Source organism: Streptomyces sp. JLBT605, assembly GCF_058215555.1.
Genome location: NZ_CM177087.1, coordinates 5197675 through 5218743, shown reverse-complemented (window position 1 = coordinate 5218743; position 21069 = coordinate 5197675). Strand labels below are relative to the sequence as shown.

General features: G+C 73.4%; 16 protein-coding genes. 6 read left to right on the top strand and 10 right to left on the bottom strand.

Annotation, left to right across the window (positions count from 1 at the left end):
• Positions 1–28: 28 nt before the first annotated feature.
• The 7 genes from murD to rsmH form a co-directional block, all read right to left on the bottom strand.
• Positions 29–1510, bottom strand: a complete 1482-nt coding sequence (gene murD / locus AC4BDD_RS22765) for a UDP-N-acetylmuramoyl-L-alanine--D-glutamate ligase (protein WP_490687309.1) — start codon at positions 1508–1510, stop codon at positions 29–31.
• Positions 1507–2571 (bottom strand): phospho-N-acetylmuramoyl-pentapeptide-transferase, encoded by a 1065-nt coding sequence (gene mraY / locus AC4BDD_RS22760; RefSeq protein WP_490691901.1) that lies wholly within the window; start codon positions 2569–2571, stop codon positions 1507–1509. Before mraY ends, murD begins: the two co-directional genes overlap by 4 nt.
• Positions 2568–4004, bottom strand: a complete 1437-nt coding sequence (locus AC4BDD_RS22755) for a UDP-N-acetylmuramoyl-tripeptide--D-alanyl-D-alanine ligase (RefSeq protein ID WP_490687308.1) — start codon at positions 4002–4004, stop codon at positions 2568–2570. The genes mraY and AC4BDD_RS22755 overlap by 4 nt, the downstream gene beginning before the upstream one ends.
• 62 nt (positions 4005–4066) lie before the next feature.
• Positions 4067–5824 carry a UDP-N-acetylmuramoyl-L-alanyl-D-glutamate--2,6-diaminopimelate ligase gene (locus tag AC4BDD_RS22750; RefSeq protein WP_490687307.1) on the bottom strand — a complete coding sequence of 586 codons (1758 nt, stop codon included), beginning with the start codon at positions 5822–5824 and terminating at the stop codon, positions 4067–4069.
• A gap of 10 nt (positions 5825–5834) precedes the next feature.
• Positions 5835–7841: a peptidoglycan D,D-transpeptidase FtsI family protein gene (locus AC4BDD_RS22745; protein ID WP_490687306.1), complete on the bottom strand. Its 2007-nt coding sequence runs from the start codon at positions 7839–7841 to the stop codon at positions 5835–5837.
• A 10-nt stretch (positions 7842–7851) separates the two neighbouring features.
• On the bottom strand, positions 7852–8259 hold the full coding sequence (ftsL, locus tag AC4BDD_RS22740; RefSeq protein ID WP_490687305.1) for a cell division protein FtsL: 408 nt from the start codon (positions 8257–8259) through the stop codon (positions 7852–7854).
• A 121-nt stretch (positions 8260–8380) separates the two neighbouring features.
• A complete protein-coding gene (gene rsmH / locus AC4BDD_RS22735) occupies positions 8381–9340 on the bottom strand; it encodes a 16S rRNA (cytosine(1402)-N(4))-methyltransferase RsmH (RefSeq protein WP_490687304.1) in 960 nt (319 codons plus the stop codon).
• A gap of 394 nt (positions 9341–9734) precedes the next feature.
• On the opposite strand from rsmH, the gene AC4BDD_RS22730 reads away from it, so the two are divergent.
• From AC4BDD_RS22730 to AC4BDD_RS22715, 4 genes are all read left to right on the top strand, one after another.
• A complete protein-coding gene (locus AC4BDD_RS22730) occupies positions 9735–10319 on the top strand; it encodes a beta-class carbonic anhydrase (RefSeq protein WP_490687303.1) in 585 nt (194 codons plus the stop codon).
• Between the two features lie 200 nt (positions 10320–10519).
• Positions 10520–11635: an AAA family ATPase gene (locus AC4BDD_RS22725; protein WP_490687302.1), complete on the top strand. Its 1116-nt coding sequence runs from the start codon at positions 10520–10522 to the stop codon at positions 11633–11635.
• Positions 11635–13011 (top strand): DUF58 domain-containing protein, encoded by a 1377-nt coding sequence (locus AC4BDD_RS22720; RefSeq protein ID WP_490687301.1) that lies wholly within the window; start codon positions 11635–11637, stop codon positions 13009–13011. The genes AC4BDD_RS22725 and AC4BDD_RS22720 overlap by 1 nt, the downstream gene beginning before the upstream one ends.
• Positions 13008–15452 (top strand): transglutaminase TgpA family protein, encoded by a 2445-nt coding sequence (locus AC4BDD_RS22715; protein ID WP_490687300.1) that lies wholly within the window; start codon positions 13008–13010, stop codon positions 15450–15452. Before AC4BDD_RS22720 ends, AC4BDD_RS22715 begins: the two co-directional genes overlap by 4 nt.
• Before the next feature lie 228 nt (positions 15453–15680).
• Here the strand turns inward: AC4BDD_RS22715 and AC4BDD_RS22710 are convergent, their stop codons facing one another.
• From AC4BDD_RS22710 to AC4BDD_RS22700, 3 genes are all read right to left on the bottom strand, one after another.
• Positions 15681–16082 (bottom strand): SCO2097 family morphological protein, encoded by a 402-nt coding sequence (locus AC4BDD_RS22710; protein WP_490687299.1) that lies wholly within the window; start codon positions 16080–16082, stop codon positions 15681–15683.
• A gap of 269 nt (positions 16083–16351) precedes the next feature.
• Positions 16352–17143 (bottom strand): methyltransferase, encoded by a 792-nt coding sequence (locus tag AC4BDD_RS22705; protein ID WP_490687298.1) that lies wholly within the window; start codon positions 17141–17143, stop codon positions 16352–16354.
• Between the two features lie 130 nt (positions 17144–17273).
• Entirely contained in the window at positions 17274–17885 is a 612-nt protein-coding gene (locus tag AC4BDD_RS22700) for an SAV_6107 family HEPN domain-containing protein (protein ID WP_490687297.1), read from the bottom strand.
• Between the two features lie 241 nt (positions 17886–18126).
• Between AC4BDD_RS22700 and AC4BDD_RS22695 the strand changes: the two genes are divergently transcribed.
• A complete protein-coding gene (locus AC4BDD_RS22695) occupies positions 18127–18975 on the top strand; it encodes an ATP-binding cassette domain-containing protein (protein ID WP_490687296.1) in 849 nt (282 codons plus the stop codon).
• Positions 18947–21031, top strand: coding sequence for a YhgE/Pip family protein (locus tag AC4BDD_RS22690; protein ID WP_490687295.1), 2085 nt, complete (start codon positions 18947–18949; stop codon positions 21029–21031). The genes AC4BDD_RS22695 and AC4BDD_RS22690 overlap by 29 nt, the downstream gene beginning before the upstream one ends.
• Positions 21032–21069: the final 38 nt, after the last annotated feature.

The following is a 21069-nucleotide window of genomic DNA, read 5'->3' as shown; positions in this document are numbered from 1 at the left end:
CGAGCGGTCCTCGCGGCGGACCGGCGGGTCAATGCTCGTTCGGTCCGTCGTCCGCGCCGTGGGCGCCGCCGGCCAGCTCGGCAACGGCCGCGGCGAAGGCGTCACCCCGCACGGTGTAGTTGACGAACATGTCCATCGAGGCGCAGGCCGGGGCCAGCAGGACCGTGTCCCCCGGTTCGGCGAGCCGCGCGGCCTCCCGGACCGCCGCCGCCATCGCTCCAGTGTCGGTCCGGTCGAGGTCGACGACCGGGACATCCGGGGCGTGTCGCGCCAGCGCTTCGCGGATCAGGGCGCGGTCGGCCCCGATCAGCACGACGCCGCGCAACCGCCCCGCGGCCGCGGTGACCAGGCCGTCGAAGGTGGCGCCCTTGGCGAGGCCGCCGGCGATCCACACGATCGGCTCGTACGCCGCCAACGACGCCTCGGCGGCATGGGTGTTGGTGGCCTTGGAGTCGTTCACGTAGGCGACGCCGTCGACGTCGGCGACGTGCGCGATGCGGTGGGCGTCCGGGCGGAAGGCCCGCAGCCCCTCGCGCACCGCCGCGGGCTCCACGCCGAAGGCGCGGGCCAGGGCGGCGGCGGCCAGGGCGTTGGCGATGTTGTGCGGCGCCGGCCCGGGGGCCCCGGGGGCCGTCCGGGAAGACGCGGCGATGTCGCTGACCTCGGCGAGCTCCTGGGCCTGCTCGCGCCGGTTGGCCACGAAGGCCCGGTCGACGAGGATGCCGTCCACGACGCCGAGTTCGGACAGGCCCGGGGTGCCGAGGGTGAAGCCGATGGCGCGGCAGCCCTCCTCGACGTCGGCCTCCCGCACCAGGTTCTCGGTGGCCGGGTCGGCGGCGTTGTAGACGCAGGCGATCCGGTTGCCCTCGTAGATCCGGCCCTTGTCGGCGGCGTACGCGGTCATCGAGCCGTGCCAGTCGAGGTGGTCGGGGGCCAGGTTGAGGACCGCGGCGGAGTGCGCGCGGACCGAGGGCGCCCAGTGCAGCTGGTAGCTGGAGAGCTCCACGGCCAGCACGTCGTACTGCTCGTCGCCGGTGACGATGTCCAGCAGCGAGACGCCGATGTTGCCGACGGCCGCGGTGCGCAGTCCGGCGGCCTCGAGGATGGACGCCAGCATGCGGACGGTGGTCGTCTTGCCGTTGGTGCCGGTGATCGCGAGCCAGGGCGCCGCGTCCGGTCCGCGCAGCCGCCAGGCCAGCTCCACGTCGCCCCAGACCGGGACCCCGGCCTGCTCGGCGGCGGCGAAGATCGGGCTGGACGGCTTCCAGCCGGGGGTGGTGACGACCAGCTCGGTGCCCTCGGGCAGCGAGGCGTCGCCCAGCCGCACGGTGACCCCGAGCGGCTCCAGCTCGGCCGCCTGGGCGCGTTCGCGTGGCCCGTCGCTGCCGTTGACGACGGTGACCTCGGCGCCCAGGCCCCGCAGCACGCGGGCTGCGGGGACCCCGGAGACGCCGAGTCCGGCGACCGTGACGCGCTTGCCGGTGAAGTCCGGTGTCCCCTGCTCGCTCACTTGTTGGCCCGCCAGCTCGCGTAGAAGATGCCCAGTCCCACGATGACGCACATGCCCTGGATGATCCAGAACCTGACCACGACCAGGACTTCGCTCCAGCCCTTCAGCTCGAAGTGGTGCTGGAGTGGCGCCATCCGGAAGACCCGTCGGCCGGTCAGGCGGAACGATCCGACCTGGATGATCACGGAGAGGGTGATCAGCACGAAGAGGCCGCCGAGGATGGCCAGCAGCATCTCGGTGCGGGAGCAGATCGCCAGACCCGCCAGCGCGCCGCCGAGGGCGAGCGATCCGGTGTCACCCATGAAGATCTTGGCCGGGGAGGTGTTCCACCACAGGAAGCCGAAGCAGGAGCCCATCAGCGCGGACGCGACGACGGCGAGGTCGAGCGGGTCCCGGACCTCGAAGCAGGCCTGGTACGCGGTGGGCTGGTTGGCGCAGGACTCCTGGTACTGCCAGACACCGATGAAGGTGTAGGCGCCGAAGACCATCACCGAGGCACCGGTGGCCAGACCGTCCAGACCGTCGGTGAGGTTCACGCCGTTGGACATCGCCAGGATCATGAACAGCGCCCAGATCGCGAAGATCACCGGGCCGATCTGCCAGCCGAAGTCCTGGGTGAAGGAGAGCTTGTCGGAGGCCGGCGTCTGGTTGCGGGCGTCCGCGAAGTTCAGCGACAGGATCGCGAAGGCGATGCCGACGATCAGCTGGCCGGCCATCTTCGCCTTGGCGCGCAGACCCAGGCTCCGCTGCTTGACGATCTTGATGTAGTCGTCGAGGAAGCCGACCAGGCCCATGCCCGCGAAGAGGAAGAGCACCAGGACACCGGAGAAGGTCGGGTCGCTGGAGGTGATCACCTTCGTCAGGGCGTACGCGATGATCGTGGCCAGGATGAAGGCGATGCCGCCCATGGTGGGCGTGCCCTTCTTGCTGCCGTGGGTACGCGGGCCGTCGTCGCGGATGAACTGCCCGTAGCCCTTGCGGGCCAGCAGCTTGATCAGCAGCGGGGTGCCGATCAGCGTGAGAAAGAGCCCGATGGCTCCGGAGAAGAGGATCTGCCTCATGCCCATCGGCCGGCGACCTCACCCTCGCCCGCGCTGTCCAGCAGCTCCAGCGCGATCCGCTCCAGGCCCACCGACCTGGACGCCTTCACCAGCACGACGTCCCCCGGACGCAGCTCACTGCGCAACAGGTCGACCGCCGCCCGCACGTCGGACACGTGCACCGACTCCTCACCCCACGAACCCTCGTTCTTGGCGCCCATGTCGAGCCAGGCGGCCTCCTGGCCGCCGACCGCCACGAGCTTGCTGACGTTGAGCCGGACGGCCAGCCGCCCGACCGCGTCGTGCTCGGCGAGTGACTCCTCGCCGAGCTCGGCCATCTGGCCCAGCACCGCCCACGTACGCCCACCCTGTGCCTGCCTGGCCTTGCCCATCGCGGCCAGCGCACGCAGCGCGGCTCGCATGGACTCGGGGTTCGCGTTGTAGGCGTCGTTGACGACCGTCACGCCGTCCGCGCGCTCGGTGACCTCCATACGCCAGCGGGAGAGCTGCCCGGCCTCGGAGAGCGCCACGGCGATCTCCTGCGCGGACATGCCCAACTCATGGGCGACGGCGGCCGCGGCGAGCGCGTTCGACACGTGGTGCTCACCGTACAGGCGCAAGGTCACGTCGCTGCACCCGGTGGGGGTGTGAAGCGTGAAGGCGGGCTGACCTTCCGTAGTGAGCCGGACATTCTCGGCGCGCACATCCGCGTCCTCGGCCTCGCCGAACAGCACGGTACGGGCCTTGGTGCGGCTGCTCATGGCGCGGACCAGCGGGTCGTCCGCGTTGAGCACGGCCACTCCGCCGGCCTCGGCGGCGGGCAGGTCCTCGACGAGTTCGCCCTTGGCCTCGGCGATCTGCTCGCGGCCGCCGAACTCTCCCAGGTGCGCGGTGCCGACGTTGAGGACCAGGCCGATCCGCGGCGGGGTGAGGCTGGTGAGGTAGCGGATGTGGCCCACGCCGCGGGCGCCCATCTCCAGCACGAGGTGGCGGGTGTTCTCGTCCGCGCTGAGCGCGGTGAGGGGCAGGCCGATCTCGTTGTTGAGCGAGCCGGGGGTCCACACCGTCGGCGCGTGGTGCTGGATCACCTGCGCGATCAGGTCCTTGGTGCTGGTCTTGCCGGAAGAGCCGGTGAGGGCGACGACCGTGGTGCCCAGCCGCTCGACCACGGCCCGGGCCAGCGCGCCCAGGGCCCGCTCGACGTCGTCCACGACGATCGCCGGGACGCCGAGGGGGCGGGTGGCCAGGACCGCCACCGCGCCCGCCGCGACGGCGCGCGTCGCGAAGTCGTGGCCGTCGACCGAGCTGCCGGCGAAGGCCGCGAAGAGGGCGCCGGGCCGCACCTCACGGGAGTCGATGACGACCGGGCCGGTGACCGGCTGGTCCCCGTCCGGTATGTCGTGCGGCTGTCCACCGACGATCGCGGTGATCTCGGCGAGGGACAGTGCGATCACTGGTCACCTCCGGGGGTACCGAAAAGCTTCCTGTTGGAGGCTGGTGCGCGCATGTCGGTCTGTCATCCCTGGTCGTGGTGGTGCGAGGAGGGGGAAACGGATGAAGAGGGGCGGAACGAGGCGGGGGCGTCGTGCGGGTCCCCGGCGGCGCCCGGGGTGGCGGCCCTGGAGCGTTCGATGGCCTGGCGCAGCACCTCGCGGTCGTCGAAGGGACGCACCACTCCGGCGATGTCCTGGCCCTGCTCATGGCCCTTGCCCGCGACCAGGACGGTGTCGCCGGGCTCGGCGCGGGCCACGGCGGCGGCGATGGCGGCGGCGCGGTCGGCGTCCACCAGCACCTCGCCGCGCTCGTGGGCGGGCACCTCGGCGGCGCCGGCGAGCATGGTCGCCAGGATGGCCAGCGGGTCCTCGGAGCGCGGGTTGTCGGAGGTCAGCACGGCGGTGTCGGCGAAGCGCGCGACCGCGGCGCCCATCGGGGCGCGCTTGTGCGGGTCGCGGTCGCCGCCGCAGCCGAGCACGGCGTGCAGCCTGCCCTTGGTGACCTTGCGCAGGGCGCGCAGCACCGATTCGACGGCGTCGGTCTTGTGGGCGTAGTCCACGACCGCCAGGTACGGCTGTCCGGCGTCCACGCGCTCCAGTCGGCCGGGCACCCCGGGGACGGCCGCGACACCGTCGGCGGCGGTCTGCGGGTCGATCCCGGCGACGACGAGGGCGGTGATGGCGGCGAGCGCGTTGGCGACGTTGAACGGGCCGGGGATCGGGGACGCGGCCCGCACGGCCACGCCGCCGGGGCCGCGTGCGACGAAGGTCGAGCCGAGCGCCCCGACCTCGACGTCGGTGGCGCGCCAGTCGGCGTCCGGGTGGCCCTCGGCGGAGAAGGTGGTGACCGGGACCTCGGACTCCCGCGCCAGGCGCTTGCCGTACTCGTCGTCGTAGTTCACCACGCCGGCGCGGCTGCGCGCGGTGGTGAAGAGCCTGGCCTTGGCCTGGAAGTAGTCCTCCATGCCGGTGTGGAACTCCATGTGTTCCGGGCTGAGGTTGTTGAAGACCGCGACGTCGAAGACGCAGCCGTCGACCCGGCCCAGCACCAGGGCGTGGCTGGAGACCTCCATCACCACCGAGCGCACCCGGCGCTCGCGCATCACGGCGAAGAGCGCCTGGAGGTCGGTGGCCTCGGGGGTGGTGCGCTCGGACTTGACGCGCTCGTCACCGATCCGCGACTCGACCGTCCCGATCAGGCCGGTCAGCCCGCCGTCGCCCTGTCGCGCCGCGGCGGCCCGCAGGCCGCCCTCGACGAGGTAGGCGGTGGTGGTCTTGCCCGAGGTACCGGTGATGCCGATCTGGAGCAGGTCGGAGCCCGGATCGCCGTAGATGGTGGCGGCCAGCCGGCCCATCCGGGCCCGGGGGTCCGGCACGGCCAGGACCGGCAGCCCGGTGGCGGCGGCACGCTCGGCGCCCGCCGGGTCGGTCAGGACGCCCACGGCTCCGAGGTCGGCGGCCTGGGCGGCGAAGTCGGCGCCGTGCACGCGGGCGCCGGGCAGCGCGGCGTACAGGTCGCCGGGCCGTACCGCCCGGGAGTCGTGGGTGATGCCGGTGACCGGCTTCCCCTCCGGGGCCTCGATGCCCAGCTGATCGGCCAGCTCCGCGAGCGGGGTGGAGCGGGCCTGGTCAGGACGGGGCGCTCCCGGGGGAACCGCGGGAATGTCCTTCTGGGAGGTTTGGGACTGATCAGCTTGTGGCACGGCGGTGAGCGTACCGGGCGTACCCGCCTCGCCGCGAAATGGGCGGCGATTCCCGGGACCGGGGGTGATGGTCGTCACGGTGGTGTGCTCAGCCGCCCGGGGAGTAGCTCACCGGCAGTCGGGCGGAGGATTTGCCGGAGGGCGGGACGCCCATCGTCTTCAGCGCGAATTCCATGACCTGCTTGTACACCGGGCCGCAGACCTGGCCGCCGAAGTAGCTCCCGCTGGTCGGATTCTGCACGGCGCAGTAGACGGTGACGCGGGGCTGGTCGGCGGGGGCGAAACCGGCGAAGGAGGCCGTGTATCCGTGGTACCTGCCGGTCTTGGGATCCACCCGGTTGGACGTGCCGGTCTTGCCCGCGACGCGGTAGCCGGGGATCTTCGCCCGGTTTCCGGTGCCCTCGCGGTCGTCCACCACCGACTCCAGCATGGCGGCCAGGGTCCTCGCGGTCTTCTCGCTCACCACCCGGGTGCGCTTGGGGGCGGGAGCGGGGGTGAAGCGGCCGTCCGGCCCCTGGGTGCCGCGCACCAGCGAGGGCGCGACGCGCTCACCGCCGTTGGCGATGGTGGAGTAGACCGAGGCCGCCTGGACGGCGTTGAGGGAGAGCCCCTGGCCGAACGGGATGGTGTACTGCTGCGAGGCGCTCCAGTCCTCCGGTTTGGCCAGGATGCCCGGGGTCTCGCCGGGGAAGCCGAGCCCGGTGCGCTGGCCGATCCCGAATTTCCGCAGGTAGGAGTAGAGGACCCGGTTGGCCTGCGACTGGGTCTTGCCCAGCTGCTCGGTGGCGAGGATCGTGCCGATGTTGCTGGACTTGGCGAGCACGCCGTTGAGCGTGAGGTACCAGGTGGCGTGGTCGATGTCGTCGGCGAAGGCGCGGTCGGCCCGGGGCAGCCGGTTGGGGACCTCCACGTGGGTGTCCCAGCGCGCGGCGCCCTCCTCCAGCACGGCGGCCATCGACATCACCTTGCTGACGCTGCCCGGCTCGTAGGCGTCGCCGAGCGCGGCGTTGCCCAGGGCCGCGGCGTCGGCGCCGGAGACGTCGCCCGGGTCGAAGCCGGGGGCGTTGGCCAGGGCGAGGATCTCGCCGGTGCGGGTGTCCTGGACGACGACGTAGCCGCGGTCCGCCTTGGACCGGCTGACCTGCTCGCTGATGGCCCGCTGGGCGGCCCACTGGATGTCCCGGTCGATGGTCAGCTCGACGTCCGAGCCGGGCACCGCGGCGTGCTCGTCGGCGTCGGCGGTGGGCACCTGGCGGCCGCCGGACTGGGCGTACACGCGCTTGCCGTCCTGGCCGGCGAGCTCCGTGTCCAGCTGCTGCTCGATGCCTCCGGCGCCCTTGCCCTCGGTGTTGACGAAGCCCAGCACGCCCGCGGCGAGGTCGCCGTTGGGGTAGACGCGCCTGCTGTGCGGCTCGCGGTTGACCCCGGCCAGGACGTTCACGCCCTCGGTCTGCTCGGCCTTGTCGGCCAGCGCCTTCTTCAGGTCCTTGATCTGGTTCCAGACCTGCGGGGACTGCTGCCGCGCCAGCACGACGTACTTGGATTCGGGGTTGGCGGTGAGCTTCTTCTCCAGCTCCGCCTCGCTTGCGCCCAGGATCGGGGCGAGCAGCGCGGCGGCCTGCCGGGGCGCGTCACCGGTGCCGGTGGTGCGGCGGGTGAGCAGGTCGGGGGCGGCGGTGATGTCGTAGGCGTCCACGGTGGTGGCCAGGTCGATCCCGGACCGGTCGGTGATGGTGCCGCGCTCGGCGGCGAGGGTGACCGGGACGTAGCGGTTGACGTTGGCCTTGGCCGAGTAGGTGTCGGCGTCCACGGCCTGCACCTGGAGCAGCCGGATGACGAAGGCCGCCATCACCAGGGTCAGCAGCAGGCTGACCAGCCGCAGCCGGGGGCGCGGGCTGCCCAGCCGAAAGGGCTGGGGCGCCCGGCCGGATCCGCCGGGGCGCGCGGGGCGGGGGCCGGGGCGGGAGCCTTGCCGGGCGGCCGGGCGGGGCCGGGCGGCGGCGTCCTTCGGCCGGGCGGCGGAGCGCCCTGCCGACTCGCCGCGCGGGCGGGAGGGGCCCGGCACGCGGCGCCGCGGGTCTCGTGGGGTGGTCATGCGGCGTCACCTACCGAGGGTCGGGAGCGGCGGGCCTCGCGGGGGCGAGCGGGGCGAGCGGCGCCGGCCCGGAGCGGGGGGCGCGCAGGACGGTGGAGGAGTCGGCGGCGCCGGGCACGCCGTGGACGGTGCCGTCCGGGCCGAGGAAGACCGGGGTGCCGCCGGGGACCAGGCCCAGCTCGCGGGCGCGCCGCTCCAGCGCGTCCGGAGCGGAGAGCTCGTCCACCTCCTGCTGGAGGGCCTGGCGTTCGTCGCCCAGCTCGCTGGTCCGCTTCTCCAGTCTTTCCAGCTCGAAGGATCCCTGGTTGAGCGCGGAATTGAGCACCAGCAGGCTGATCAGCCCGGAGCTCAGCAACACCACGACCAGCAGTACGAAGGGCGTCCGACGGGCCGCCCCCGACCCCCCGGAGCCCCTCATTCCGACCCCTGGCCGGCGTCGCTCCCGAGGACGCTCCCGGCGACGCGCGGCCGCGGGCTGCACGGCTCCGGGCTGTACGGCTGCGGCCGGTGCCGCGCCGAGCCTCGGGGGCCGCGCCGGATCACCGGACGTCCTCGCGGATGCGCTGGGCGCCGCGCAGCCGGGCGGGGGCGGCGCGGCGGTTCTCCGCGACCTCCTCCTCGGTGGGCAGCTCGGCGCCGCGCGTCAGCAGCTTCAGCCGCGGCTGGTACTGCTCGGGGACGACCGGCAGGCCGGGCGGCGCGGTGTTCGCGGCGCCGGCCGCGAACACCTGCTTGACCAGGCGGTCCTCCAGCGAGTGGTAGGACAGGACGGCGATCCGGCCGCCGACGGCGAGCCTTCCCACCGCGGCCGGGATGGCCTGCTCCAACACGCTGAGCTCGCCGTTCACCTCGATCCGCAGGGCCTGGAAGGTGCGCTTGGCCGGATTGCCCCCGGTGCGCTTGGCGGCCTGCGGCAGCGCGTCGCGGATCAGCTCCACGAGCCGGGCGCTGTTGCTGAACGGCTCCTTCTCCCGCTCCCGGACCACCGCGTCCACGATCTTCCGGGCGAACTTCTCCTCGCCGTAGGTGCGCAGGATGCGGACGAGTTCGCCGGGCGGGTAGGTGTTCAGCACCTCGGCGGCGCTGATGCCGGTCGTCTGGTCCATCCGCATGTCCAGCGGCGCGTCCTGGGCGTAGGCGAAGCCGCGGTCGGCCTCGTCCAGCTGCATGGAGGAGACGCCGAGGTCGAAGAGGACGCCCTGGACCCGGGGCAGCCCGAGCCGGTCGAGGACGTCGGGGAGCTCGTCGTAGACCGCGTGGACCAAGGTGGCGCGATCTCGATACGGCGCCAGGCGCTCCGCGGAGAGCTTCAGGGCGGCCGGGTCGCGGTCGAGCGCCACCAGCCGGGCGGCGGGGAAGCTCTTCAGCAGCGCCTCACTGTGTCCGCCGAGGCCGAGGGTGCAGTCGACGACGACCGCACCGGGCTCGGCGAGGGCGGGAGCGAGCATGTCCAGGCAGCGCTGGAGCATGACGGGAACGTGGAGAGCGTTGCTGCTCATGCGCCCTTCTGGGAGGTCCGGCGCGGCGGCACGCACCGCCAGGTCCCCACCCGCTCGAAGGGGAAGTGGCCTTCTGGCGCCGGGGAAGTGACGTCAGGCGGCCGGGAGCGGGAGGAGGCCGAGAGGTACGTACGCACCGCGCACGTGGCATTTTTCGGGATCCAGGGGGAGCGTCGCGCCTCCCACTTCGCGTCACTTTAGTCCACTCGTCCCTTCGGTCAACCAACTGGCCAGCGCGTCTCATGGCCGCGCCGGACCAGCCCGACCGCCGGCGCGACACACCGGATCTCACCCGTGTGGGTTAGCTCACATGATGCTCCCGAGGTGTGATGTGCCCGCGTTTGCCCGACCTCACAGGCGACACATCGACGCAGCTCCGCATACCTTCGTAACCATGTCGATATCCGCGCCTCAGCCGCTGCCCCAGTCCGCCGACAGCGTGTCCCGTCCGGGAGGCACGGTCACGGACCGTCTCGTCGAAGCCAACGCCCGTTACTCCAGCGACTTCCACGACCCCGGGATGGACGCCCGCCCCGTGCTGCGCGTCGCCGTCGTCGCCTGTATGGACGCCCGTCTCGACCTGCATGCCGCGCTGGGCCTCCGGCTCGGCGACTGCCACACCATCCGCAACGCGGGCGGCGTCGTCACCGACGACGTCATCCGCTCCCTCACCATCAGCCAGCGAGCGCTGGGCACCCGCAGCGTGGTGCTCATCCACCACACCGGCTGCGGCCTGCTGAACCTGACCGAGGACTTCCGGCACGAGCTGGAGGCCGAGGTGGGCCAGCGGCCGTCGTGGGCGGTGGAGGCGTTCAAGGACCTCGACAAGGACGTGCGCCAGTCGATGCAGCGGGTGCGTACCTCCCCGTTCCTGCTGCACAGGGACGATGTGCGAGGCTTCGTCTTCGATGTGCACACGGGCCTGCTGCGCGAGATCGACCCGGCCGGGCCGACCGCGGCAGCCGAGCCTCGAGGCTGAGCCCGCGTCGGCGCCTTGGCGGCGCGATCCCGGCGCGCGCCTGCCCGTTGTCCACAGGCGAGTGACGGGATGCCGCGGGGGCGGCAAGAATGCGTGAGGAACATCGTTCCCGCCGATGGGCGGGGACGGTGTCCGCGTATCGGGGTGGGTCGGGTCCGTATCGAGGGCGTCGGCCCGAAGGACGGGCCTAGGAGGGCCGGGTGACGACCTATGACGAGCAGCTAAGCCTCGGAGATCTGACCACCACAGCGGAGCGGGTCCGCAGGTCGGTGGAGGGTGTGATCGAGGGCAAGCCCGAGGTCGTGCGGCTTTCGCTGACCGTCCTGCTCGCCGAGGGACATCTGCTGATCGAGGACGTCCCGGGCGTGGGCAAGACCATGCTCGCCAAGGCGCTGGCCCGGTCCATCGACTGCTCGGTGCGCCGGATCCAGTTCACGCCGGACCTGCTGCCGTCGGACATCACCGGCGTGAGCATCTTCGACCAGCAGCGCAAGGAATTCGAGTTCAAGCCGGGCGCGATCTTCGCGCAGATCGTGATCGGCGACGAGATCAACCGCGCCTCGCCCAAGACCCAGTCGGCGCTGCTGGAGTCGATGGAGGAGCGGCAGGTCACCATCGACGGGCACACCTATGAGCTGCCCGGTCCGTTCATGGTGGTGGCCACCCAGAACCCGGTCGAGATGGAGGGCACCTACCCGCTGCCCGAGGCCCAGCGCGACCGCTTCATGGCGCGGGTGTCGATGGGTTATCCCAGCCCCGAGGCCGAGCTGCAGATGCTGGACGTGCACGGCGGCCTCTCGCCGCTGGACGACCTGCGGCCGGTCGCGCACGCCGACGACATCGTCAAGCTCGTCGACGCGGTGCGCACCGTCCATGTGGCCGAGGCCGTGCGGCGGTATGTCGTGGACCTGGTCGCGGCCACCCGGAACCACCCCGAGCTGCGGCTGGGCGCGTCCCCGCGGGCCACGCTGCACCTGCTGCGGGCCGCCAAGGCGTCGGCCGCGCTCGCCGGGCGGGAGTTCGCGCTGCCGGACGACGTGCAGTCGCTGGCCGTGCCGGTGCTGGCGCACCGGCTGCTGCCCACCGCCCAGGCCCAGCTGAACCGGCGCACCGCCGAGCAGGTGGTGGCGGACATCCTGCACCGCACCCCGGTGCCCACCGCCACCCCGCGCGGCCCGCAGCCGGTCCCGGCGCACACGATGGCCATGCCTCCGGTCGCGCCGCCGGCCATGCCCCCGGGCATGCCTCCGGCCAGGCCCGCGGCGATGCCGCCCACCGACTACGGCCACCAGCCGCCGGGGGCGCGGAGGCTGTGATGTCCGCAGGGGGGATGCCGCCGGGCGACGGCGGTGACGACAGGGGCGGGATGCGCGCCGCGCTCGGCGGACTGACCACGCGCGGCCGGTCCTTCCTGGCCGCCGGGATCGCCGCGGCGGTCTGCGCCTACGTGCTGGGCCAGGCCGACCTGCTGCGGGTCGGCCTGCTGCTGGCGGCGCTGCCCCTGGTGTGCGTGGCGGTGCTCTACCGCACCCGGCACCGGGTGGCCGGCAGCCGGCGGCTGAGCCCCGGGCGGGTGCCCGCGGGCTCCCAGGCGCGGGTGCAGCTGCGCATCGACAACATCTCGCGGCTGCCCACCGGTCTGCTGATGCTCCAGGACCGGGTGCCGTACGTGCTCGGGCCGCGCCCCCGCTTCGTGCTCGACCGGATCGAGCCGGCCGGGCGGCGCGAGGTGGCCTACCGGGTCCGGTCGGATCTGCGGGGGCGGTATCCGCTGGGCCCGCTCCAGCTGCGGCTGTGCGATCCGTTCGGGATGTGCGAGCTGACCCGCGCCTTCAGCGCGTACGACACCCTGACGGTGGTACCGCGGGTGGAGCCGCTGCCCGCGGTCCGGCTCGCGGGCGAGTCCGCAGGGTACGGCGACGGGCGGAACCGCTCGCTGGCGCTGGCCGGCGAGGACGACGTCATCCCGCGCGGCTACCGGTACGGCGACGATCTGCGCCGCGTGCACTGGCGGTCCACCGCCCGGTACGGCGAGCTGATGGTCCGTCGCGAGGAGCAGCCGCAGCGGGCGCACTGCACGGTGCTGCTGGACACCCGGGCCGTGGCCCACCAGGGCTCGGGGCCGGACTCGCCGTTCGAGTGGGCGGTCTCCGGCGCGGCGTCCGCGGCGGTCCATCTGCTGCAGCGGGGGTACGCGGTCCGGCTGCTGACCGACACCGGCGCCTCGGTGCCGGGCACCGACGCGGCGGGCGGTCACGGGGCCGGCCCCGCCCTGGAGTCGGCGGACACCGTCGGCCTGCTGCTGGACATGCTCGCCGTGGTGGAGCACTCGGACGAGGCGGGGCTGGACCTGGCGCACGACGCGCTGCGCGGGGGGAACGAGGGGCTGTTGGTGGCCTTCTTCGGTGATCTGGACGACGAGCAGGCGGCGATCGCCGCCCGGATGCGGCCGCGCGGCGGGGGCGCGGTGGCGTTCGTGCTGGACAACGCCGCCTGGGCGCGCGGTGGGCAGGCCGCCGACCCGCGTCTGGAGCCGCGGCTGCGGTTGCTGCGCGAGGCGGGCTGGACGGCGCTGCCGGTCGGTCCGGGCACCCCGCTGGCCGGGCTGTGGCGGCAGGCCGACGCCCATGGCGGGGGCCGGGCCCAGGACGGGCCGGCGGTGGCGGGGAGCGGTACGGGGGTGTGGTCATGAGCGGGCGGTCGCGGCTGGCGGTCTGCGCGGCGCTGGCGACGATGGCGGCGGCCTGCGCGCTGCTGCCGCTGGTGCATCCGTCCCGCTGGATCGTCCAGGCGGTCCTGCTGCTGGCGGTGCAGAGTGGAGTGGGGGCGGTGGGCCGGCGGGTGCCGCTGGCCCGACCGCTGACGGTGGTGGCGCAGGCGCTGGTGAGCCTGGTGCTGCTCAACCTCGTCTTCGCCCGTGAGCGGGCCTTCCTCGGGCTGCTGCCCAGCCCCGGGTCGATACAGGACTTCGGCCGCCTGGTCGCTCAGGGCGCCGATGACGTGGGCACGTACGCCATCCCGGCGCCGCTGACCGACGGCATCCGGGTGCTGCTGATCGCCGGGGTGCTGCTGATCGGCCTGGTGGTGGACGCGCTGGCGGTGACGTACCGGACGGCCGCGCCGGCCGGTCTGCCGCTGCTCGCGCTGTACTCGGTCGCGGCCGGTCTGTCCGACGGCGACCGGGACTGGTTGTGGTTCCTGCTGGCGGCGAGCGGCTATCTGCTGCTGCTCCTGGCCGAGGGCCGGGAGCGGCTGTCGCGGTGGGGCCGGGTGTTCCCCGCCCCGGGCGGCGGGCCCGGCGCCGGGGGCCGGATGCCGTCCGCCCTGGACGCGGACGGCGGGCCGGCTCCGGCCCCGGTGCGTACCGGGCGCAGGATCGGGGCGCTGGCGCTGGGCGTCGCGCTGGCGGTGCCCGCGGTGCTGCCGTCGCTGGGGCCGGGGCTGCTGGACCAGCAGGGCGAGGGCGGCTCGGGGGGCGGCTCGGGCGGCACGATCTCGGCGGTGAATCCGCTGGTGTCGCTGCAGAACAGCCTCAACCAGCCGGCCAACCGTGAGGTGCTGCGCTACCGCACCACCTCCGACCGCACCCAGGACCTCTACCTGCGGATCGTCGCGCTCGACAAGTTCGACGGCGCCACCTGGAAGCCCTCGGAGCGGGCCGTCAAGGATGTGCCGAATCCGCTGCCCCAGCCGCAGGGGCTGGGCAGCGACGCGCGCACCACCGAGATCAACACCAGCATCACGGCCGCCGACTGGTACGCCCAGAGCTGGCTCCCGATGCCGTATCCGGCCACCGGCGTCGACATCGACGGCCGCTGGCGGTTCGAGCCGGAGGGCAGGACCCTGGTCGGCGACCGGGGGCAGACCACCAAGGGGGTGGACTACCAGGTCTCCAGCCTGCGGGTGGAGCCGACCGCCGAGCAGCTGGCCGCGGCCCCCGAGCCGCCCGCGTCGCTGCTGCGCGAGTACACCAAGGTGCCCGAGTCGCTGCCGACGATCGTGGCGCAGACCGCCCGCGAGGTGACCTCGGGGGTGAACAACCCGTACGAGCAGGCCGTCAAGCTGCAGAACTGGTTCGCCGTCAGCGGCGGCTTCCGCTACGACACCCAGGTGCAGGCCGGCAGCGGGCCCAACGCCATCGCGACCTTCCTGGAGCAGCGGGAGGGTTTCTGCGTCCACTTCTCCTTCTCGATGGCGGCCATGGCCCGCACCCTGGGCATACCGGCGCGGGTGGCCGTCGGCTTCACCCCGGGCACCGCCCGGTCGAACGGCACGATGTCCGTCGGGATCAGGGACGCGCACGCCTGGCCCGAGCTGTACTTCGAGGGGGTGGGCTGGACCCGCTTCGAGCCCACGCCGAGCCGCGGCAGCCAGCCGGACTACACCCGGGAGACCATCCCCTCCGACGACGGCACCGATGTGGCGGAGCCCAAGCCGACCGATTCGGCCAAGCCGTCCCACGCCGCGCCGTCGGCCGCCGAGAGCTGCCCGCCGCAGGAGCGGAAGCTCGGTGAGTGCGGTGCCGCGCCGGTCGACACGGCCGACGACGCCTCCTCCGGCGGGGGGCACTGGCGGATCCGCCCGGTCCTGGGGATCGCTGCGCCGGTGTTGCTGCTGGTCGTCCTGGTGCTGCTGCCGATGCTGTGGCGGCTGCGGATACGCGCCCGGCGGCTGAACGGCTCCGGGGGCCGCACGCCCGAGGACGCCGCGGACCGCACGCTCGCCGCCTGGCATGAGCTGATCGACTCGGGCTGGGACTTCGGTGTCGTCCCCGACGACTCGCAGACCTCGCGGAAGGCGGTGGCCCGGATCGCCGGGGACCGCGGGCTGGATCCGGCCGCGACCGAGGCGGCGGGGCGGGTGGCGGCGGCGGTGGAGCAGCTGCTGTACGCGCCCTCGCCGCGCCCGGCCGCGGGCCTGGCGGACGATGTGCGGCTGGTGGTCGCCGGGCTGCGGAGCTCGGCGGACCGGCGCACCCGGCTGCGTGCCCTGCTCGCCCCGCGCTCTGCCGTCCGAGTGGGGTGGGCGGCCGCGCAGCGCTGGTCGACCTGGCTGGAGCGGTGGGGACCGGCGGCGCCCCGGTGGAACCGCTGGCGGGACCTGGCCCGGCGTCCGGGCCGGCAGCGCGGCTGACCGCCTCCGGGTCCTGATCGATCGGGCCGGCCGCTCCGGGCGGTCGGCCCGGGCGGCGGCCCGGGCGGCGGTCCGGTCACCTCCGAGACCGCCGGACCGCAGCGCCAGTGCCTACGCAGGGCCCCAGCGACGACGTAAGACGTGATGGGGCGGGCAACGCAGTGAGGGCGGACGCCATGCGGCGTCCGCCCTCACGCAAGCTTTCAGCTACTGCCGGCCGGCAGTCGTTCAGTGGCCCTGGTCATCGCGGCGGCGCTGCCACCGCTCCTCCATCCGGTTCATCATCGAACGACGCTGACGGCCCTGGCGGCGACCACCCGGTGCTCCGCCGTGTCCGGCGGCGCGCTGCTCCCCCGGCTTGGGCGCCTTGCGCCAGCCGGTGACCGCGAGCACGGCACAGCCGAGCATGACGAGGAAGCCCACCACGCTGACCCAGATCTCCTGGACAGCGACGCCGACCATCAGGAGCGCGATACCCACCAGAAACCCAGCGACCGCCTGGTAGACCCGTCGTCGGGTGTACGTACGCAGGCCGCTACCCTCAAGCGCTGTCGCGAACTTGGGATCTTCGGCGTACAGCGCTCGCTCCATCTGCTCGAGCATGCGCTGCTCGTGCTCCGAGAGCGGCACGGAGTCCTCCTACTCGTCGGTCGCGGGGGGCGACCGGATGCGACCCTTTCAGGATAGGCAGGGAATCGCCCCCGTGAAACCCGCCCCTCTGCGCCAATTCACCCACCGGTACCGCCCTGGTGGATGGTGGTGCTGAGAGCTCCATTCCCCACCCGCCGATCCGCCATGCCGGACGGTGTCCCCCGATCATACGGGGCGAACCGCCCGACCGGGCAGGCTGTGGCCTACTCCACCTGCCCGGAACCGCAGCTCGGAGGCGTGTGGGGTACTCAGCCCCGCTCTGCGAGGACGTGCAGCTGAGTGGCGACGGCGTGGAAGGCGGGCAGCTCCGCGGCGGCCGCCTCCAGCTGGAGAAGGGCGTCCACCGCGCCGGGCTCGGTGTCCACCAGCACCCCGGGGACCAGGTCGGCGAAGACCCGGACGCCGTGCACGGCGCCGACTTCCAGTCCGGCGGCGGTGACGAGTTCGGTGAGCTGCTCGGCGGTGAAGCGGTGCGGGACCGGGTCGCCCTTCCCCCACCGGCCCGCGGGGTCGGTCAGCGCGTGCCGGGCCTCGGTGAAGTGCCCGGCGAGCGCCCGGGCCAGCACCGCGCCGCCGAGCCCGGCGGCGAGCAGGCTGAGGGTGCCCGAGGGGCGGAGGGCGGTGGCGGCGTTGCGCACGCCCTCGGCCGGGTCGTCGACGTACTCCAGCACGCCATGGCAGAGGACCACGTCGTAACCCGCGGGCTCGACGACGTCGAAGAGGCCGTGCGCGTCGCCCTGCACACCGCGCACCCGGTCGGCGACCCCGGCCTCGGCGGCCCGCCGCTCCAGCGCGAACAGCGCGTTCGGGCTCGGGTCGACGACGGTGACGCGGTGTCCCAGCCGGGCCACCGGCACCGCGAAGTTGCCGGTGCCGCCGCCGGTGTCGAGCACGTCGAGCACGCCCCCGGCCGCCGGATCAGCCGACTTGGCCCGCCGGTCCAGGGCGTCCTTGAGGACCTCCCACACCACGGCGGTGCGCAGGGACGCGCGGGGGCGGAAGGGGGTCTCCCCGCCGGGGATGGGGGAAGCGTCTGACACGGCGGATGGCTCCTCGCGCGGGTTCGTCGCACCGGTGCGGTGGTGACGGGTGGCTGACGTCGACATCCCCAGCCTAATGGGCGGCGAAGGGGCGGCCCGGCAGCCCTGTTCCCAGCCGGCGCCTATCGCCTCACCAGCCGCCCGCCGCCGCGCGGGGCGGCCCGTCGAGGGTGTCCGGACTCGGGGTGCTCGGACTCGGGGTGTCCGGCCTCGGGGCGCCCGAACTCGGGGCGCCCGCGTCCGCGGGCTGCCGCGGGAGGGCCGGCTGGAGGACCAGCATCCGCTCGACGACGCGCAGGAACATGGCGACGGCACGGAGCAGATCGTCGGCGTCCCGGTGGCTCGCCGCGCCCGGTATCCCGGCCTCGGCGCGCGCCCGGCGCTCAGCCCCGGAGGCGAAGAGCGCGCTCCACTCGGCCAGTTCGGGGGCGACCTCGGGCAGCACCTCCCAGGCGCTGCGGATCCGCGCGCGGCGGCGCGGGGCCGGCTCGGGGCGGCCGCGGACGGCGAGCACGGCGGCGGCGGTGCGCAGCGCGGCCAGGTGGGCGGCGGCGAACCGGTCGTTGGCCGCTTCGAGGAGGGTGGCTTCCTCCAGGCCGAGGTGGGCCTGGGCCAGCAGGCCGAGCGCGGCGGGCGGGGCCGCGGTCCGGCGCAGGACGGGGTGGACATCACTCGCGGGGCCGGTCAACGAGGGGGCGGTGCGGGCGGCACGGTGCCGACGCGCGGCGGCGGTGGTGGCCATGACGAACCTCCTGTCGTCCCAGGGCGGATCCGCCGAAACCGACGTGCCCGCCATCTGCGCCCATCGTCCGGCACACCACTGACAATCGCTCTGACCTGCGCGAACACGCTCTCGACTCCATCGATCACAGGCTGCCTCCACAGCTCTGTCCGCCACCCGGTCACCCGTTCCCCGGACGCCGTCCCGCATACTGTTTTAGACTGACTGGTCAGTTCAAAAATTCGGGAGAGGGAGGGGCCCGTTGGAAGCCACGCCACCGCAGTCCGCCCCGCACGGGGCCGCTGTCTTCGCCGAGGGACTCGGCATCTCCGGCCCGCGCGGCTGGGCATTCCGCGACGTCGACATCACCGCGGATCCGGGCTCGCTGATCGCCGTCGAGGGGCCGTCCGGTTCCGGCCGTACCTGTCTCCTGCTCGCCCTCACCGGCCGTATGCGCGTCACCGCCGGACACGCCGAAGTCGCCGGACACCGGCTGCCGGCGCGCATGCCGGCCGTGCGGCGCGTCTCGGCGCTCGCCCACGTCCCCGGCGTCACCGAACTCGACCCGGCGCTGACCGTCGCCGAGCACCTGCGCGAACACGCGCTGCTCCAGCGCCGCTTCACCGGCTCGCCACGGGCGCTGCTGCGTCCCCGCGCCGAGCGGACCCGGGCGGCGCGGGCCCGGATCGACGCGGCCATGGCGGCCGCCGGCCTCGACCTCACGGAGCTGCCGAAGGGCCCGCGTACGGCCGTCCGCGACCTGGAACGGCTCGAGGCGCTCCGGCTGTCGCTGGCGCTGGCGCTGATCGCGCGGCCCCGCCTGCTGGCCGTCGACGACACCGACCTCAAGCTCTCGGACGCCGAGCGCGAGCGGGCCTGGGAGCTGCTGCGCGCCATCGCGGCGGACGGCACCACGGTGCTGGCGGTGTGCAGCCAGGCACCCGACGACGCGGTGGTCGTCCGCACCGCCCCGGCAACCACCGAGACCCCCCGGACCACCGAAGCCACGGAAACCGCCGAAGCCACGGAAACCGCGGAAGGCGACGACGAAGCCCGCGGTGACGACGAGGAAGGAGCGGAGCATGCGATCTCCGAAGCTGGCCGCGCTTGAGCTGAAGCGCTTCGGCCGAGGGCGGATGCCCCGGGCGGCGCTGGTCGCCCTGCTCCTGCTCCCCCTGCTCTACGGCGCGCTCTACCTCTGGTCGTTCTGGGACCCGTACGGGCGGCTGGAGAAGATCCCGGTGGCACTGGTCAACGACGACCGGGGCGTGCAGGTGAAGGGCGAGAAGATCACCGCGGGCGACGACATCACCAAGCGGCTGCTGGACAGCAAGACCTTCGAGTGGCACGAGACCAGCGCGGCCGATGCCCGCAAGGGGCTGGAGGACGGCAGGTACTACCTCTCCCTCACCATGCCCGCGGACTTCAGCAAGCGGATCTCCTCCAGTTCGGGCGACAGCCCGGAGACCGGTGCGCTGCGGGTGCGGACCAACGACGCCAACAACTACATCGTCAGCCAGATCTCCCGCTCGGTCTTCTCCGAAGTGCGGGCCGCCGCCTCCGCCAAGGTGTCCCGCAACTTCTACGACAACATCTTCGTCTCCTTCTCCGACATCCACGGTGAGACCCTGAAGGCCGCGAAGGGCGCCGCCCGGATCGACAAGGGCCTGGGCAAGGCCGAGAAGGGCGCCGACACCCTGGCCACCGGGCTGGCCAAGGCGAAGAAGGGCAGCCGCAGCCTCAAGAAGGGCCTCACCACACTCGACCAGGGCGCGGGGAGGCTGGAGACCGGGGCCGGTGACCTGGCCGACGGCACCCAGACGCTGGCGGACAAGGTCAACGGCACAGCCGACAAGGTCCGGCCGTTCCTCAAGGAGCACGGCAAGGACATCGGCGACGCCTCACAACTCGTCGCGGACGCCGCGCAGAAGGCGTCCGAGGACCTGGACAAGCTGCCCGAGGCGGCGTCCACCGCCGCGACCCGCGCGCGGACCGCCTCCGACGATCTGGCCGCCGACTACAAGCTGCGCTGCGAGGGGCTGGTGGAGACGGCTCCCGACTGCACGGCGCTGAAGAAGGCGGTCGACGCGGCCGACACCGCCGCGGACGTCGCCGAGGACGTCGACGACCTGGTCCAGAAGCACACCACCGACCTGGAGACCCTCGGCGGCCATCTGGACGATCTGCACACCAAGGCGCAGTGGCTGGCGAAGAAGGCGCCGCATCTGGCCGAGGACCTGGACACCGCCGTCAAGAAGATCAACGCCCTGAACACCGGCGCGCACCAGGTCGCCAAGGGCGCGGACGGCATCCACACCGGGCTGACCAGCGCCAAGAAGGGTTCGGGCTCCCTGGACACCGGTATCGGCGAGCTGCGCAAGGGCGCCGACTCGCTCGACGGCGGCCTGCTCAGGCTCGTCGACGGGTCGGGGAAGCTCTCCGACGGGCTGCACAAGGGCGCCGGGAAGATCCCGGACTACGACAAGCGGGACCGCGACGCCCGCACCGAGGTGATGGCCGATCCCGTCCAGCTCGCCTCGCAGACGCTGCACAAGGCGCCCAACTACGGCACCGGGTTCGCGCCGTACTTCATCCCGCTGTCCCTGTGGGTGGGCGCGATGGTGGCCTACATGCTGATCCAGCCGCTCAACCGGCGCGCACTCGCCGCGGGCGCCGCCTCCTGGCGTATCGCGCTGGCCGGCTGGCTGCCGGTGGTCGCCATCGGGGTCCTGCAGACGCTGGCGCTGATGTCCGTACTCCACTGGCAGCTGGGCCTGGAGATGGAGCGGGCCGGCGGCACGGTCGCCTTCCTGCTGCTGGTGACCGCCTGCTTCGCGGCGATCGTGCAGTGGCTGAACGCCTGCTTCGGCCCGGCCGGCCGGATCCTGGTACTGGCGCTGCTGATGCTCCAGCTGACCTCGGCGGGCGGCACCTATCCGGTGCAGACCAGCCCCGGCTTCTTCAGCGCCCTGCACCCCTTCCTGCCGATGAGCCACATCGTGTCCGGACTGCGACGGCTGATCAGCGGAGGCGGCCTGGCGCCGGTGTGGGAGGCGGGCGCGGTACTGGGCGCGTACACCGTGGCCGCCCTGGCGCTCACCGCCTGGACGGCGCGGCGCAAGCAGGTCTGGTCCTTCAGCCGCCTGCACCCGGAACTCAGCCTGTGACCAGGCAGCGCGTTCGAACCCCGGCCGGGTGACCGAGC

Coding starts and splice junctions, on each gene's coding strand:
- AC4BDD_RS22690 (WP_490687295.1), top strand. CDS start 18,947: ATGCGATCTCCGAAGCTGGCCGCGCTTGAGCTGAAGCGCTTCGGCCGA.
- AC4BDD_RS22700 (WP_490687297.1), bottom strand. CDS start 17,885: ATGGCCACCACCGCCGCCGCGCGTCGGCACCGTGCCGCCCGCACCGCC.
- AC4BDD_RS22715 (WP_490687300.1), top strand. CDS start 13,008: ATGAGCGGGCGGTCGCGGCTGGCGGTCTGCGCGGCGCTGGCGACGATG.
- AC4BDD_RS22720 (WP_490687301.1), top strand. CDS start 11,635: ATGTCCGCAGGGGGGATGCCGCCGGGCGACGGCGGTGACGACAGGGGC.
- AC4BDD_RS22730 (WP_490687303.1), top strand. CDS start 9,735: ATGTCGATATCCGCGCCTCAGCCGCTGCCCCAGTCCGCCGACAGCGTG.
- mraY (WP_490691901.1), bottom strand. CDS start 2,571: ATGAGGCAGATCCTCTTCTCCGGAGCCATCGGGCTCTTTCTCACGCTG.
- ftsL (WP_490687305.1), bottom strand. CDS start 8,259: ATGAGGGGCTCCGGGGGGTCGGGGGCGGCCCGTCGGACGCCCTTCGTA.
- rsmH (WP_490687304.1), bottom strand. CDS start 9,340: ATGAGCAGCAACGCTCTCCACGTTCCCGTCATGCTCCAGCGCTGCCTG.
- AC4BDD_RS22745 (WP_490687306.1), bottom strand. CDS start 7,841: ATGACCACCCCACGAGACCCGCGGCGCCGCGTGCCGGGCCCCTCCCGC.